We start from the raw sequence: 15208 nt of genomic DNA, 5'->3' as shown, positions 1-15208 counted from the left end.
GTGGGAATGCAGCAACCTGACGAGCAACGCGCCATCACCACCGCTCGCCACGTACTCTCCGCAGTGATCCAGGCGGGAATCAGGGATCTGGTGATTTCTCCCGGTTCACGCAGCGCCCCGTTGGCCTACGCCGCGGCCGAGGCGGCGGCTGCCGGGATCCTGGATATCCACGTGCGCATCGATGAACGCTCCGCCGCGTTCATGGCACTGGGCCTGGCCCAAGGCACCGGGCGGCCGGCAGCAGTGGCCGCCACCAGCGGCTCGGCCATCGGGCAGATGCTGCCGGCGGTGATGGAAGCCAACCACACGGCGACACCGCTGCTGGTTCTTTCTGCTGATCGCCCCGATGAATTGCACGGCACCGGGGCAAGCCAGAGCACCCGCCAGAAAAACCTCTTTGGCGAGCACGTGCGCCTGGCGGCCAATGTTCCTGCCGGTGCTGACCCGCAGCATGAACTCGCACAGGTCTTGGCTGCCTTGGCCGGCAACGAGCAGGATCCGGCCGGACCGGTCCAATTGAACCTGCAGTTCCGGGATCCGCTGACTCCAGCACCCCAAGAGCGCATCGAGGAACAACGCTGGACTGCGATTGAACCCGGGCAATGGCCGGCACCGCGCCAGCCGGATATGTCGACCCTGCCCGTTCAACAGCTCAAGCCACGCCGGAGCGTGGTCGTCGCCGGGCATGGGGCTGGCGAGGAGGCGCAGCAATTCGCCCAGGACCTGGGGCTGCCATTGTTCGCCGAGCCATCGTCCAACGCACGTTTCTCGGCCAATGCCATAGGCCACTACCGCCCGCTGATCACCGTGGGCCTTGAGCGCATTGAACGCGTGGTGCTTTTCGGCCGCCCGACCCTAAGCCGACCGGTGGGCAAGCTGCTGGCCGACCCGGCAATCAAATCAGCGATCTGGCAGCCGGTGCCGGTGGCCTGGTATGAGGAGGGCCGGCGACGCGAGACCCCGGTCAGTTCCTGGAGCGAGCTGCGCCAATTCGCAGGCATCGGTGCAGAGGGCTGGCTGGAATCATGGCAGCAGCTCGATGCGCAGGCGCTGGAGGTGCGCCAGGGCCTTAGCCGTGCATCGTCAGTCAATGGGGCAACTGTCGCCGAGGCCATTTGGGAACACGCGCCGGAAGTTCTGTTGCTCGGATCGTCGAACATTGTCCGCGACTTCGACCTGGCGGCTCGCCCAGCACCAGCACGGACCATGAGAGTGCACGCCAATCGCGGCCTGGCCGGGATCGATGGAACCATAGCCACCGCCCTGGGCCTGGCCCAGGGCAGCAAGCGTCCGACACTGGCGGTGATGGGGGACATCACCTTCGCCCATGACGCCAGCTCGCTGTCCTGGACTCCGGGTGAAGACCAACCCGTGGTGGACATCGTGGTCTACAACGATGGGGGAGGAGCAATCTTCTCCACCTTGGAGCACGGTGAAGTTGACCGTTCGGGCCGCTACGCCGATGCGGTGGAACGACTCTTTGCCACCCCGCAGCGGGTGAGCCTGCCTGCGCTCGCCGAAGCCTATGGCTGGCAGTACGCCAAAGCAGAAACCAAGGAAGAGCTTGGCGCCGTTCTGGCCGCACAGCGCACGGCGAACCTGCGGCTGATTGAAGTGCCGGCCTCGCGCAGCAGCCTGCGTGCCGAGACACTCGAGCTGAACCAGGCGATCGGGCAGCTGCCCTGGCCAGCTTTCTGAAGGCCACTGCGAGGCGAAAAGGAATCCCCTGCGCTGCCAGTCCATTTCACTGGCAACTCAGGGGAATCCTGATGCGCTGTGGTGCTTAGATGTCGACGTGCGTCGGATCGAGCACGCGGCGCAGGAAGTCCTGCGTACGCGGCTGCTGCGGATTGCCGATGACATCCGCTGCCTTGCCTTCTTCCACCACGACTCCGCCGTCCATGAAGAACACCCGGTCCGCAACTTCCTTGGCGAATGCCATCTCGTGGGTGACCACGAGCATGGTCATGCCCGTCCGGGCCAGGTTCTTCATGATGGACAGCACCTCGCCAACGGTCTCCGGGTCCAACGCACTGGTTGGCTCATCGAAAAGCATCAGGGTCGGTTCCATGGACAGCGCGCGTGCGATGGCTACGCGCTGCTGCTGGCCGCCGGAAAGCTGATCCGGGTAGCGGTCGCCGAAGTCGCCGAGCCCTACGCGTTCCAGGTGGCCCAAGGCGATTTTCTCCGCCTCGGCCTTCTTGCGTTTGAGCACCTTGATGGGCGAAACGGTGCAGTTCTCCAGGACCGTCAGGTGCGGGAACAGGTTGAACTGCTGGAAGACCATGCCCACTTGCTGGCGCATCTTGTCCAGGTTCACATCGGGATCGGTGGCGTTGAAGCCGCCGACCATGATGGTGCCGCCATTTGGCTGCTCCAGCAGGTTCACGCAGCGCAGCAGGGTGGACTTTCCCGAGCCGGAAGGACCGATCAGGCAGACCACTTCGCCCGGAGCAACATTCAGATCAATGCCCTTGAGCACTTCGTTGCTGCCGTAGGCCTTGCGCAGTCCGGTGATTTCCACGCCCGAAGCATGGACTGAAAGCTTATTGGTGTCGCTCGACATTTCCAGGTCCTCTCTATCGCTTGGTCTTTGCGGCGCGGGATTCGAACTTCCGGGCCACCAGGCTCAGCGGGATGGTGATCACCAAGTAGAACAGGCCGGCGACAACCAGCGGTGTGATGCCGGCGTCGATTTGCGAGATGCCGTCGCGGCCGAACTTGGTCATTTCGTACTGGGCCATCGATGCACCGAGGATGAAGGCCAAGGAGGTGTCCTTGGTCAGCAGGATGATTTCGTTGGTCATCGGCGGCAAGACGATCTTGAAGGCCTGCGGGATCACGATGGTGACCATGGCGCGCCATGCTGGCATGCCCAGTGAACGAGCGGCTTCGGTCTGCCCCTTGGGCACTGCCTGCAGGCCTGCACGCAGGGTTTCTGCAATGTATGCTGCCGAGACCAAGCCCAGGGCGCACATGACGTTGACCGGCTGCGGCCACTGTGTTCCAAATGCCTGCGGCAAGCCGAAGCCGAAGGCCAAGAGCACCAGGATTGCCGGGATGCCGCGGAAGAATTCAATGAATGCGGTGGCGAACCAGCGGTAAGGCGCAAAAGACGCCATTTTCATGAGTGCCAGAAGCAGGCCAAGGACCAAGCCGAAGGCGAAGGAAATGATGGTGTAGAAGATGGTGTTCTTCAGGCCGACCAGGATCATGCCTGGGAACATTGGCCCCAGCTTGTCGAAGGAGAAGAAGGCGTAGACAGCCTTGTCCCAGTCGACTGCCAAAATCAATGCGATGATCGCAATGATGAAGATGGCGATCTGGATGGTCTTGCTCATGCGGGCGCGCTGACGGGTGGTCATTGCCATGCTTGAATACCTCTCATGCAGGAAGCGGAGGCAGGGCTGCCAACCTGTGGGCGCAGCCCGATGCCCCCGCTTGCCTTGAAATCAGATGATGCTCGAGAATTACTTCTCTCCGAACCACTTCACGGTCAGTTCTTCCATGGTTCCTGCATCAGTCAAGCGCTTAAGGGTGCCATTGACCAGCTCCAGAGTCTCTGGCTGGTCCTTTGGAACTGCAACGCCCAGCTGCTCGCCGGTCTTGAAGTCGGCAACAACGCTGAAGCCTTCTTTGTCCTTGATGGAGTAGCCGAGTACCGACTGGTTGCCCAGCAGCGCGTCGACCTGGCCAGCCAGCAGCGCCTGGGTCTGCAGCCCGGCATCCTCGAAGCCGATGATGTTGGTCAGGCCCTGTTCCTTGGCGTACTTCTCACCGGTGGTCGCCTGCTGGACGCCGACCTTTTTGTCCTTGGCGGTTTCAAGATCCTTGATGCCGGAATCGTCTGCCGAAATCAGTACCAGGTCGTCATCCATGTACGGGGTGGAGAAATCCATCTTGGCCGAACGCTCTTCGGTGATCGAGATGGAGGAGATCGCGATATCGCATTGGGTGTTGAACAGGCCGGATTCGATGGAGTCGAAGCTGGCGTCGATGACGTTCAGATCCAGTTCTGCATCCTTGGCAATCTCAGCTGCGATGTCCATGTCGAATCCGACGTTCTTGCCATCCTTGACGAACTCGAATGGCTCGTAAGGAATATCTGAGCAAATGGTGAGCTTGCCTTCGTTGAGCGGGAAGGAACCAGCTTCGGCTTCACCTTCAGAACCGGAGCCGGAACCGCAGGCGGTGAGCGCCAGCAGTGCAACGGAGGTGACGGCAACTGCGGAGGCGAACTTCTTCTTGAGACTACGCATAGGATCAGAACCTACTTTCGGGTAATGCGAGTGGATCACTGCGTAGCCATAATCATAACCACGCCAGCACTAGGCTGAGATTCACCTCACACATGACGCGCCGAGAGTAAGGATTGTTTATGCTCAACCGGGTGCTACCCGGCCATCGTCCCTCGCACGGACTGGGCCTATTCGGCTCCCAAGGCTTGGCGCATGGGACGCATCTTGGCCCACGACTCGGCTAATTCATCTTCCGGCACCGAGCCGGGGACAATGCCGCAGCCGGCGTACAGGCGCATCAGCTTCTCGTCTTCCAGGATTCCGCCGCGCAAGGCGATGCCGAATTCGCCATCTCCACGGCTGTCAACCCAGCCGACCGGACCGGCATACGGGCCGCGGTCCATTCCTTCCAGTTCGCGCAAGAGCACGCCGGCCTTCTTGGTCGGGGTGCCGCACACGGCTGCGGTGGGATGGAAAATCTCGGCAACATCCAGTGCATTAGGCAGGATACCGGCGCCATCTGCGCGCAACTGGGCACGGACATCGCTGGCCAAATGCCACACATTGGGAAGCTGGAGAATGAATGGTTCGTCCGGAGCATTCATGCCGTGCGAAATGGGATTCAAGGACGCGGTAAGCGAATCAATAGCCAGCTGGTGCTCATTGCGCTGCTTCGGATCTTCGAAGAGGTTGCGGTGCGCGAAGTCGGGATCTTCGGCACCAGCGGCAGCGCGGTCCAGGGTTCCGGCCAGGACGCGGGCCTCGGCCAAGCCTCCGGTCACGCGCACCAGCATCTCCGGGGTAGCGCCCACCAAGCCGTCAACAGAATAGGTCCAGCAATTGCCATACTGCTCGGTCAGCGCATCGACAACGCGGGCCAAGTTGATCGGGGTGGAACTATGTGCCAATACGTCACGGGCCAGCACCAGTTTGGAGATTCCGCGTTCCTCGAAATAGCCCAGCGCACGGTCCACGGCTTCAAGATAGGAACCGGCGGTGAGCTGTCCGCTGGTCAGCTCGATGCTGCCCTGCTCGCCTGCCGGCAAGGATGCATCTGCCATCGCTGATTCGGCGCGTGCCAGGGCCTGCTGGTAGGTCAGCCCGTCAAGTTCCTCGGCGCTGCCGGTAACGGTGACCCAGGACGTCTCCTCATCACGGCCGATAACCAGCTGGGGGATGACCATGCGCGATTCGAAGACGCTGGTGAAGGAAAACGCGAAAGAGCCAAAAGACACCAGGCCGCTGCCCGGGCGGGAGATCGGGTCGATGATCCGAGCCTGCTCGGTGACCTGCGCGAACCAGGCTCGCGCACGCGCAAAGCGCTCTTCTCCGTGGGTGTGCAGCCGGGCGGCAGTGCCGAAGCCGACCAAGCCGTGGCCGTTGCGGGTCCATACCAGGCTTCGGTGACGCAATGAGTCGGCCAGCAGTGTTTCGGGGGCATCGAGGTATTCGAAGGTGATGCTGGTGAGAACAGGAGCCGACGGCTGATGAGCGCTGGCGCTAAGAACGGGCGAATCTGCAGACATGATAAGGCTAAGCCTACCGCGCAATGCCGGGGAAAAAGGCTTGCGGGTGTCTGTGGTCACCCCTGTGAGATCGGCCGGGTCGGGTGAGAACTGCAGGGGGAACCCGGTAAACTCTAAATCGACCTCTCAGGTCGCTGGTACCAGACCGGTAGGCCCGGCTCCGGCCATGCCAGCAATATGCAGTGGAAAGCATCGGCTAGAGTGAAGAGATGTTTGCGTGCATCTTGCAGGCAAGATTGCCTTCGCACACCGCGATGGCCAACCCGATGAAAGATAAGTAAGCCGTAGAACAGTGACTGATTCGAAGAGCAACTGGACCGCAGCCGGACATGACGTGTCCGACTCGATTGAGCTGAATCCTGAAACCGCTGCATTAGCTGCGGCCATCAATCTTCCCTCGGGCTTCGCTTTGCTGGCCGAGGATCCGGACTTCGGTCCGGCTATTTCCATGGGCATGGCAAAGGTGGAGAAGCTGCTGCGTGACGCGCTGGCCAACTCCGATCCCTTGATTGACGCATCCAGCCGCCACCTGGTCGAGGCCGGGGGCAAGCGCGTACGCCCGTTGCTGGTGCTGCTGACCTCCCTGCTCGGCGATGGCGTCAACGATGAGGTCATCAAGGCGGCGGCTGTCGTGGAACTCACCCACCTGGCCACTTTGTACCACGATGACGTCATGGACTCCGCTCCGATGCGCCGCGGCGCACCGACCGCACACGAAGTGTGGGGAAACTCCGTTGCCATTCTCGCAGGCGACCTGATCTTCGCCCGTGCCTCGGTGTTCGGCTCCGAGTTGGGCCCAGAAGCAGTCATGTGGCAATCACGCACCTTCGAACGCCTGTGCCTGGGACAGCTGCATGAATCCATCGGCCCTCGCGAGGGCGACGATGCCATCGAGCACCACATCCAGGTGATCAGCGACAAGACCGCATCGCTGCTTTCGACCTCCGGTGCTTTCGGCGCGCGTTTCGGTGGCGCCCCTGACTACATCGAGGTGCTGCGCGAGTACGGCGAGAAGGTTGGCATTGCCTTCCAGGTCGCCGATGACGTGATTGACCTGGCATCCAAGGAAGCCGATTCGGGCAAGACTCCGGGCACTGATTTGCGCGAAGGCGTGCCGACCCTGCCGATTCTGCTGCTTCGCCAGGCGGCTGCGGACGGCGATACCCAAGCACAGCAGGCTGTCGAACTGGTCGATGCGGACCTGACCAGCGATGAAGCCCTGGCGGCCGCTGTAGAAGCCGTGACCGCCCATCCGGCAATCCACGATGCCTGGAAGGCCGCGCGCAAGTGGGCCGATGATGCGATTGCCGTCCTGGCTCCGCTGCCGGAGGGCACCGTGAAGCAGGCGCTGATCTCTTTCGCCGATGCGGTGGTTACCCGCGAAGCCTAGACGGGATTGAACAAGGAAACCCCGGAAGACTGCGAAAGCCTTCCGGGGTTTCCTTGTGCTCCGGGCCTGCTTCTGCCCACGTGCATGCTCCTGCTTATCTGACGATATCCTCGCAGGTTAGCGGCTGCGGATGATCGGGGGAGAAGAGCGCCTGGCGCAGCTGTTCCGCTTTGCTCGCCCGCTCCTGGATTGAAACCCGGTGGCGCAGCTGCCGATAGAGCTCGTCATCGGCGTAGCGCGGGAAAACATGCTGGTGATAATGCCACACGTGCTGATTGCCCGCCGGCTCATTATGCTGCCGGGTACTCGTGCCTTCCGGATCCCAGGCCAGCTTCATCGCCAAGGCGACGCGCTTGGTCTCGCGCATGACCGCGGCACCAGTGGCCTCATCGAGGTCATAGAGCGCCTCCAGATGCGCGGTAGGAATGATCATCACATGACCGCCGTAGTTCCCGAACCCATCACAAGCCATGATCGCTGCCACAAGTTCGGTCTGATAGATCAGATCTGTGGGCGCGCACAAGTTGTCCTGGCTGAAGGGCAGGTCGTTGACCAGCTCGCAGAAAGGGCACGCGTAATTGGCTGGTTCATGGGAACGGTGGAGCACTAGTCCTCCAATTCGGCGGCCAGCTCTTCGAAGATCCAGGCGAACATGTCCAGGGTGAATTCGCTGAAGGTGCCTTCCTCGCTGGTCCATTTGCCCTTGGCATTGTTGCGGCGGTAGACGATTGGATCGGGAACATCGAGCTGGGACGCCTTGAAGCCCCAGACGAACTTCTCTTCCTCGTCTTCCAGGAACAAGAGGTAGCCGTCTTCGATTTCCAGTTCTTCCGGATCGAAGAAGTAGTGGTAGACCTCCATGAAATCTTCATTATTGCCCAGCGCACGATAGAACTCTTCAAGGACGAAGGGAATTGGCACCTCGGACTGCGCCAGCCCTTCGCGCAATTCTTCGGCGCTCAGGCCATCGGCCTCGTTCCACTGGTCTTCCAAGTACTTGGGAACCAGGGAACAGAACTTCTCTAGAAACATGTCTGCCATGTCTTTATCCTATCGAGATTAGCCCAGCTCAAGGGCGCTCAACGCGATCCAGAGCTGGACTCGGTCGCTAGTCACATTCGGGTCGTAGCCGGAAAGGTCTGAAATCTGCTGGATCCGGTAGCGCACCGTGTTGCGGTGCAGGCCCATGGACTCTGCCACCGCGCCCACCGAGCCATCGCGGTTGAGATACTCGCTCAACGTCAGCAACAGGTCGGAATCGTGGGAGGCATCGAACTCCTGCAGCGGCCCCAGCGCTTCGATGGCCAAATCCTGCAGGGGAACATCGTGGGCGGCGAGCAGGAGCGAGGTGAGTGACAGCTTGGTGGGCTCGTTGACCCGTTCGCCGTGGCGCAATGACTCCAGGGCCTCGAAGTAGCTCCAGCGGATGCCTGTGGTATTCGGGTAGCGTCCGCCGTAGCCCACGCGCGCCGGAATGCCGGCCGCGAGCAGATACTCATCGAGGTGCTTGACCGACAGCTGCACCTTGCTATGCGCAACGATGATTGCCAATCGGCCATCGATGATCGCCGAAACCTGCGAGGAGAGATCGGAAGGCAGCGGCAGGGTTTGCAAGCGCTCGATCTGGCTTGGCGCCTGCACCAGGACGACCGAGTGCTCGCGCTGGGTGTTCAAGCCCAGAGCGCCCAGGCGTGCAGCCGCATCGGCGCCGACCAGGGCGCCGCCGGCGAGGTCTTCGAGCACTTGGCCGTTGGCGTGGCGCTGCGAAGCGCGTAGCCGGGACTTGTTGGCCAGTTCCAGTCCGATCAGCGACTGCGCGTAGTCGACTACTTGCTGGTGGACGTAGGGTTCGGCAATATGCAGGGTGCACTTGTCGCGCAGCCCGGTGGCCACGGGGCGTTCATGCCAGGACTGCGCCGGATCATAGTTGCCGCTGATCACTTCTCCGTGCAGTGTCAGCGCCACCTGGGTGCCGAGCATGCGTTCGAGTTCCTCGAGCATGCTGTCAAGATCCGAGGAGAGCAGTGTCTGGGCCAGCTTCTGGTGGGACTTCAGCAGGCCTTCAACGCGCTTGAGATGATCAGCATTCAGTGCTTCGGCGATCAGCCGGGTGATCGCCGCAAAAGGTATCTGATAGGGAACTTCGAAGACGGGAAGTCCTACTTCTCGGGCGGCGTCGACGGTCGCCTGCGGTACTGAATCGTGCTCCAGGCCTGTACCAAAACCCAAAGCTACGGCATCATTGGCCGCAAGGACATTGACGAACTGCCGTTGCGCGGCTTTGTTTTTCTGGCGAACGCCAGTAGTCAAGACAATTTCGCGTCCGGTCAAGAACTGAGACGGGTCGAGCAGCTCGGTCACCGCACCCCAGGTGATGACCATGCCATCGCGGTGACTGTTTTCAGTTAGCGGCCGAAGATCGAGCTCGTCATGTTCCAGAAGACCGCGTAAACTAATTGCCATATAGTCATTCTAGTGGGAACGCGAAAAGTTCCCGATTTAGCAAAATGCTCAAAATGTGGACACGCAAGCTCTAGACATGACCACAATGTGAAAGTTTTGCAGTAGCTTAGACACATGAGCACTCCATCTTCATCGCAGGGCGCTCCACTCGCAACAGAGAAGCGTGAGACTTTCAGCTCCCGAAAGTTGTTCATCCTCTCAGCGATTGGTTCGGCCGTTGGTCTGGGAAACATCTGGCGTTTCCCCTATGTCGCCTACGAAAACGGCGGCGGCGCATTCTTGATCCCGTACCTGGTCGCAATTCTCTGCGCCGGCATCCCGCTGCTGTTCCTCGACTACTCGATCGGCCACCGCTACCGCGGCTCCGCCCCGCTGGCTTACCGCCGGGCTAACCGCAAGGCTGAGGTCCTGGGTTGGTGGCAGGTACTGATCTGCTTCATCATCGCCATCTACTACGCGGCCATCATTGCCTGGGCCGCCATGTACTGCTGGTTCTCTATCACCAAGGCATGGGAAACGAACGCAGACGGCGCCTCCGGCTTCTTCATGAACGACTTCCTCAAGGTCTCGGACAACGTCAACCTCGGGTTCGACTTCGTGGGCAACATCTTCATCCCGATGTTCTTCGTCTGGCTGGTCACCATCGTGATCATGGTCGCCGGCGTGAACAAGGGCATTTCCCGAGCCAACGCGGTCTTCATGCCGCTGCTCATCGTGATGTTCCTGATCCTGGTCGTCCAGTCGGTCTTCCTGCCAGGGGCCATCGATGGCCTGAATGCCTTCTTCACCCCGGACTTCGCGGCACTGTCCAACCCAGCGGTGTGGGCTGCAGCCTTCGGGCACATCTTCTTCTCGCTGTCCGTTGCCTTCGGCATCATGGTGACCTACTCGTCCTACATGAAGCGCAAGAGCGATCTGACCGGTTCGGGCTACGCTGTCGCCTTCGCCAACTCCAGCTTCGAACTGCTGGCAGGCATCGGCGTCTTCGCCGCTCTGGGCTTCATGGCCTACAACGCCGGCAGCGCCGTGGACGAGGTTGCCACCTCCGGCATCGGCTTGGCTTTCATTGCCTTCCCGACCATCGTGTCCGAAGCGCCGCTGGGCTCGCTGATCGGTGTGCTGTTCTTCGGCTCGCTGGTCTTCGCAGGCCTGACCTCGCTGATCTCCATTCTTGAGGTGATCGTGGCGGCATTCCAGGACAAGCTGGGCTGGAAGCGCGTCCCAGCGACCCTGGTCGTGGGCATTCCGGTTGCAGTGATTTCGCTGGTGCTGTTCCCGACCACCACTGGCCTGTATCTGCTGGACACTATGGATGCCTTCGTCAACCAGTTCGGCATCCTGGCCTGCGCCTTGGTACTCGTGATCGTCTTCGGTGCCGGCCTGGGCATGCTGCCGAAGCTGGCCAAGCACCTGAACCGCCATAGTTCCATCAAGCTGGGAACCGGTTGGAAGGTCCTCGTTGGTGGCATCGGACCAGCAGCCTTGGGCTACATGCTGATCAACGAATTGCAAAGCAAGATGGCCGAGTCCTACAGCGGTTACCCTGTCTGGTTCAACGGCATCTTCGGCTGGGGCATGGCCGGTGCGCTGATCGTTGGCGCGATCGTGCTCTCGCTGATTCCATGGAGCAAGAACTCGAAGATCGATGACCCCGAGTTCGACCAGCATCGTGCGAATGTCGAGGCCGAGGAAGTTCCTGAAGTCGCTGGAAAGGAGTACTAGCCATGAGTGCCATCGCGATTGTCTTCATGATTATCTCCATGCTCACCATCTGGGGCGGCCTGGCCGTCTCGCTGATCAACCTGAGTCGTCATCCTGAAAAGCAGGACGACGATGTGATTGAGCCAGCTGGCTCGGCAGGAAACTAGAACCTGTACGCAGCATCAGGATTAGAGGCCTCTGCGCTTCAAGCTACGGCTTGGAACGCAGAGGCCTCTTTCTTGTGCAAATGCACTAGGCGACACGGAATGCGTTGTGCCATTCAGCGTAGTCCGCTGGTGGCCAGGAGAATACTCTCTAGTTATAGAGAAAACTGGGCAAGCGAGCTCACCAACAAGTTCTGGAAGGACAAGCACATGGACGTTACCTACCGCATTGATCAGAAGCGCAAGATCAACGGTCCGTTCCCCGGCCCGAAGTCGCAGGAACTGACCGCACGCCGGGCCAAGGCAGTTGCCGCAGGCGTAGCATCCAGCCTACCGGTATACGCCGCAGAGGTGGATGGCGGCATCATTGTCGATGTCGACGGCAACCAGCTGATCGACCTGGGATCCGGCATCGCGGTGACCACCGTTGGCGCTTCGAATCAGGCGGTAGCCAAGGCCGTCGCCGAGCAGGCGGCCCGCTTTACGCATACCTGCTTCATGGTCGCCCCGTACGAGAACTACATCGAGCTGGCCGAGAAGCTCGCCGCCATCACCCCGGGCAACTTCGAGAAGCGTGCGGTCTTCTTCAACTCCGGTGCCGAAGCGGTAGAGAACGCCATCAAGGTCGCCCGCATTGCCACCGGCCGCCAGGCAGTGGTCGCCTTCGACCACGCCTACCATGGCCGTACCAACCTCACTATGGGTCTGACCGCCAAGGCAGCCCCATACAAGCGCGGCTTCGGACCGCTGGCACCGGAGATCTACCGCATGCCAATGAGCTACCCGTTCCGCGAGGAAAACCCGAACATCTCCGGCAAGGAAGCTGCCGAGCGCGCCATCCTGGCCATGGAGAAGCAGATCGGTGGCGACCAGATCGCGGCGATCATCATCGAACCGATCCAGGGCGAGGGCGGCTTCATTGTTCCAGCCACAGGCTTCCTGCCGCGCATTGCCGAGTGGGCCAAGGAAAACGGCATCGTCTTCATTGCCGACGAAGTCCAGGCAGGCTTTGCCCGCTCCGGCGCATGGTTCGCGTCGGATATCGAGGGCATCGAGCCTGATATCGTCACCCTGGCCAAGGGCATTGCCGGTGGCATGCCGCTGTCGGGCATCATCGGCCGCGCCGAACTGCTGGACTCGGTGCACGGCGGCGGACTGGGCGGCACCTACGGCGGCAACCCGGTAGCAGTGGCCGCAGCCCTGGAATCCATCAAGTTCATGGAAGAGCAGGACCTGGCGGGCCGCGCCCGGCAGATCGAAGAGAAGTTCTTCACCCGTTTCGGAGCGCTGCAGAAAGAGATCAAGGAACTGGGCGACATCCGTGGCCGTGGCGGCATGGTCGCGATGGAATTCGTCAAGGCCGGGGGCAAGGAGCCGGATGCCGCACTGACCAAGGCCATTGCCGACGAGTGCCTGGCCCAGGGCGTGCTGATCCTGACCTGCGGCACCTACGGCAACGTGGTGCGTCTGCTGCCGCCGCTGGTCATTGGCGACGAGCTGCTCGAAGATGCCTTTAACGTGCTGGAAGATGCCATCCGCAAGGCTGTCGCCTAAGCAGCCGCGTTCTAGGCCGAGCACGGCGAAAGCCTCGAATCTCCTTTTCGGAGATTCGAGGCTTTCGCTTAATCAGTGCTCATGCCAATTGGCGCTCAGCCCAGCCTCTTTGGTTCGGGCATGGATCCAGTGCGTGGAATCCGCATCATGTCCACGAGCACGAAGATGACTGCAACCCATACCAGAGCGAAGCCAACCCAGCGTTCGAATGGCATGTGCTCGCCGAAGACCAATAAGCCCAAGATGAACTGCAAAAGCGGGGCGAGGAACTGCAGCGAGCCCAGCGTGCTCAAAGGCAAACGGCGTGCCGCACCCCCGAAGAGCAACAGTGGAACAGCGGTGATGATGCCGCTTCCGGCCAGGAGCAGGAGACCCGGAACGTCAGCCGAGAACAGTGCCGACTGATCGGCAGCAGCCAGCCAGATCAGATAGCCAAAGGCCAGCGGGGTCAGCCAGACGGTTTCAATGGTCAAGGATCCCAAGGCGGTGCCGCTTTGGCCTACTTTGTTCTTCACCAGACCATAGAAGCCAAAGGAGAAGGCCAGCCCGAGGGAAATCCATGGAACCCGCCCCAGACCGACGGTCAGGACCATCACGGCAACAGTGGCTACGCCGACTGCGATCCACTGCAGGCGACACAATTTTTCCTTCAAAACAACGACGCCCAGCAAGATCGCCACAATCGGGTTGATGAAGTAGCCCAGCGATGCTTCCAGCACATGCCCGGTCAAGACTGCCAGCGCATAGAGGGTCCAGTTGGCCGCGATCAGCACACTGGCCAGTCCCAACTGCCACATGGCTGTGGAATCCTTGAACATGGCCAGGAACCCCTTGAACTGGCGGGTGAACGCCAGCAGAAGCAGGCAGAAAACCAGCGAGAAGATAACCCGGACGGCAACGAATTCGAATGCCGAGATGGCAGGCAGCAATAAGAAGTAGGCCGGGAGCATGCCCCAAATCAGGTATGCGGAGGTGCCTTGGATCAACCCATAACTATGTTCTGAACGGATCGGTTTGGCAGTACTTAAGGACATGCAGGGCGCACACTTTCAGAATCGCAATAGGGCGGGGGAGCGGACCAGCCGGAAATAAACTGTGGCACCGCATCTTAAAACTACAACGTCCAGCCTCCCGGTATATTCCCCTGCCCTGCGGATGCCTGCAACCGGGTGCGCCGATGTGATCTTCTCACCGGAACATATTTGGATTTCCAGTCGTTGACTAGACTAGAGAACACCAACTTGGTTTGCTTCATTGAGGGAGTGCATCGCCGTGCATGGACATAACAACGGACTCAAGACCGCCTTTTTGATGGGCGGGATGTTCGCCCTGCTGCTGGCCATCGGTTCGCTGATTTCCGCGGGTACCGGCCGTTCGATGTTCATTTGGATCTTCGCCCTGATTGGCCTCGCAAGTACTGCCTACAGCTATTGGAATAGCGACAAGCTGGCCTTGCGCTCAATGCATGCCTACCCGGTCAGCGAAGCGGAACAACCGGGAATGTACCGCATCGTGCGCGAGCTGTCGATGAACGCGCAGCAGCCGATGCCGCGCCTGTATGTTTCGCCAACTACCTCGCCGAACGCCTTTGCTACCGGTCGCAACCCGCAGAACTCGGCGGTGTGCTGCACCGAAGGCATCTTGCAGCTGCTAAATGAACGCGAATTGCGCGGTGTGCTGGGCCATGAACTGATGCACGTCTACAACAGGGACATCCTCACCTCGTCGGTCGCCGCGGCAATTGCCGGCGTGATCACTTCGGTGGCGCAGTTCCTGATGTTCTTCGGAGGCGGCAACAGCAATGACAACCGCGGGGTGAACCCGATCGCATTGATTGCGTTGTCGCTGCTGGCACCGCTGGCTGCGTCCATCATCCAGATGGCCGTGAGTCGTACCCGCGAATACGATGCCGATGAAGATGGTGCCAAGCTGACCAACGATCCGCTGGCACTGGCAAGCGCGCTACGCAAATTGGAATCGGGGATCTCCCACGCTCCGCTGGCGTCGAATGACCAGAAGCTGGTCAACAGCTCGCACCTCATGATCGCGAACCCTTTCGGTTCGCGCCTGAAGCGCATGTTCTCCACCCACCCTCCGATGGAAGATCGCATCGCGCGGCTTGAAGCAATGGCCGGCGGCCGCGGGTACTAAGCCGAATGCGCTGGAGCAGGT

The 15208-nt window shown here is 60.7% G+C and carries 14 protein-coding genes; 6 read left to right on the top strand and 8 right to left on the bottom strand.

Features of this window, described 5'->3' with window-relative positions:
- The first annotated feature begins 6 nt into the window (after nucleotides 1-6).
- Entirely contained in the window at nucleotides 7-1698 is a 1692-nt protein-coding gene (gene menD, locus JOE62_RS13070) for a 2-succinyl-5-enolpyruvyl-6-hydroxy-3-cyclohexene-1-carboxylic-acid synthase (RefSeq protein WP_239543823.1), read from the top strand.
- Between the two features lie 85 nt (nucleotides 1699-1783).
- Here the strand turns inward: menD and JOE62_RS13065 are convergent, their stop codons facing one another.
- The 4 genes from JOE62_RS13065 to JOE62_RS13050 all read right to left on the bottom strand — a co-directional run bounded on the left by JOE62_RS13065 (nucleotide 1784) and on the right by JOE62_RS13050 (nucleotide 5764).
- Nucleotides 1784-2566: an amino acid ABC transporter ATP-binding protein gene (locus tag JOE62_RS13065; RefSeq protein ID WP_204722673.1), complete on the bottom strand. Its 783-nt coding sequence runs from the start codon at nucleotides 2564-2566 to the stop codon at nucleotides 1784-1786.
- Nucleotides 2567-2579: 13 nt separating this feature from the next.
- A complete protein-coding gene (locus tag JOE62_RS13060) occupies nucleotides 2580-3371 on the bottom strand; it encodes an amino acid ABC transporter permease (RefSeq protein ID WP_204722672.1) in 792 nt (263 codons plus the stop codon).
- A 99-nt stretch (nucleotides 3372-3470) separates the two neighbouring features.
- Nucleotides 3471-4259, bottom strand: coding sequence for an ABC transporter substrate-binding protein (locus JOE62_RS13055; protein WP_204722671.1), 789 nt, complete (start codon nucleotides 4257-4259; stop codon nucleotides 3471-3473).
- Nucleotides 4260-4426: 167 nt separating this feature from the next.
- Nucleotides 4427-5764, bottom strand: a complete 1338-nt coding sequence (locus JOE62_RS13050) for an isochorismate synthase (RefSeq protein WP_204722670.1) — start codon at nucleotides 5762-5764, stop codon at nucleotides 4427-4429.
- A gap of 292 nt (nucleotides 5765-6056) precedes the next feature.
- Here JOE62_RS13050 and JOE62_RS13045 point away from each other — a divergent pair, with 292 nt between their 5' ends.
- A complete protein-coding gene (locus JOE62_RS13045; protein WP_204722669.1) occupies nucleotides 6057-7154 on the top strand; it encodes a polyprenyl synthetase family protein in 1098 nt (365 codons plus the stop codon).
- A gap of 94 nt (nucleotides 7155-7248) precedes the next feature.
- On the opposite strand, the gene JOE62_RS13040 is transcribed toward JOE62_RS13045, so the two are convergent.
- The 3 genes from JOE62_RS13040 to JOE62_RS13030 are packed head-to-tail and all read right to left on the bottom strand — an operon-like array spanning nucleotide 7249 to nucleotide 9617.
- On the bottom strand, nucleotides 7249-7761 hold the full coding sequence (locus JOE62_RS13040; protein ID WP_204722668.1) for an HIT domain-containing protein: 513 nt from the start codon (nucleotides 7759-7761) through the stop codon (nucleotides 7249-7251).
- The gene (locus JOE62_RS13035) at nucleotides 7761-8195 is read right to left on the bottom strand and encodes a hypothetical protein (protein WP_204722667.1); all 435 of its coding nucleotides are present in this window, start codon (nucleotides 8193-8195) and stop codon (nucleotides 7761-7763) included. The genes JOE62_RS13040 and JOE62_RS13035 overlap by 1 nt, the downstream gene beginning before the upstream one ends.
- Nucleotides 8196-8213: 18 nt before the next feature.
- Entirely contained in the window at nucleotides 8214-9617 is a 1404-nt protein-coding gene (locus JOE62_RS13030) for a PucR family transcriptional regulator (RefSeq protein WP_204722666.1), read from the bottom strand.
- A gap of 114 nt (nucleotides 9618-9731) precedes the next feature.
- On the opposite strand from JOE62_RS13030, the gene JOE62_RS13025 reads away from it, so the two are divergent.
- The 3 genes from JOE62_RS13025 to gabT all read left to right on the top strand — a co-directional run bounded on the left by JOE62_RS13025 (nucleotide 9732) and on the right by gabT (nucleotide 13036).
- Entirely contained in the window at nucleotides 9732-11339 is a 1608-nt protein-coding gene (locus tag JOE62_RS13025) for a sodium-dependent transporter (protein WP_204722665.1), read from the top strand.
- Between the two features lie 2 nt (nucleotides 11340-11341).
- Entirely contained in the window at nucleotides 11342-11485 is a 144-nt protein-coding gene (locus JOE62_RS13020) for a methionine/alanine import family NSS transporter small subunit (RefSeq protein WP_073705872.1), read from the top strand.
- Between the two features lie 207 nt (nucleotides 11486-11692).
- On the top strand, nucleotides 11693-13036 hold the full coding sequence (gabT, locus tag JOE62_RS13015; RefSeq protein WP_204722664.1) for a 4-aminobutyrate--2-oxoglutarate transaminase: 1344 nt from the start codon (nucleotides 11693-11695) through the stop codon (nucleotides 13034-13036).
- 95 nt (nucleotides 13037-13131) lie between these two features.
- Here the strand turns inward: gabT and rarD are convergent, their stop codons facing one another.
- The gene (gene rarD / locus JOE62_RS13010; RefSeq protein WP_338085791.1) at nucleotides 13132-14022 is read right to left on the bottom strand and encodes an EamA family transporter RarD; all 891 of its coding nucleotides are present in this window, start codon (nucleotides 14020-14022) and stop codon (nucleotides 13132-13134) included.
- Between the two features lie 286 nt (nucleotides 14023-14308).
- Between rarD and htpX the strand changes: the two genes are divergently transcribed.
- On the top strand, nucleotides 14309-15187 hold the full coding sequence (gene htpX / locus JOE62_RS13005) for a zinc metalloprotease HtpX (protein ID WP_204722662.1): 879 nt from the start codon (nucleotides 14309-14311) through the stop codon (nucleotides 15185-15187).
- The last annotated feature ends 21 nt before the right edge of the window (nucleotides 15188-15208 follow it).

Source organism: Glutamicibacter nicotianae, assembly GCF_016907615.1.
Classification (GTDB): Bacteria; Actinomycetota; Actinomycetes; order Actinomycetales; family Micrococcaceae; genus Glutamicibacter; species Glutamicibacter nicotianae.
The sequence above is the reverse complement of the archived record's forward strand: the minus strand, read 5'-3'. Positions and strand labels throughout refer to the sequence as shown.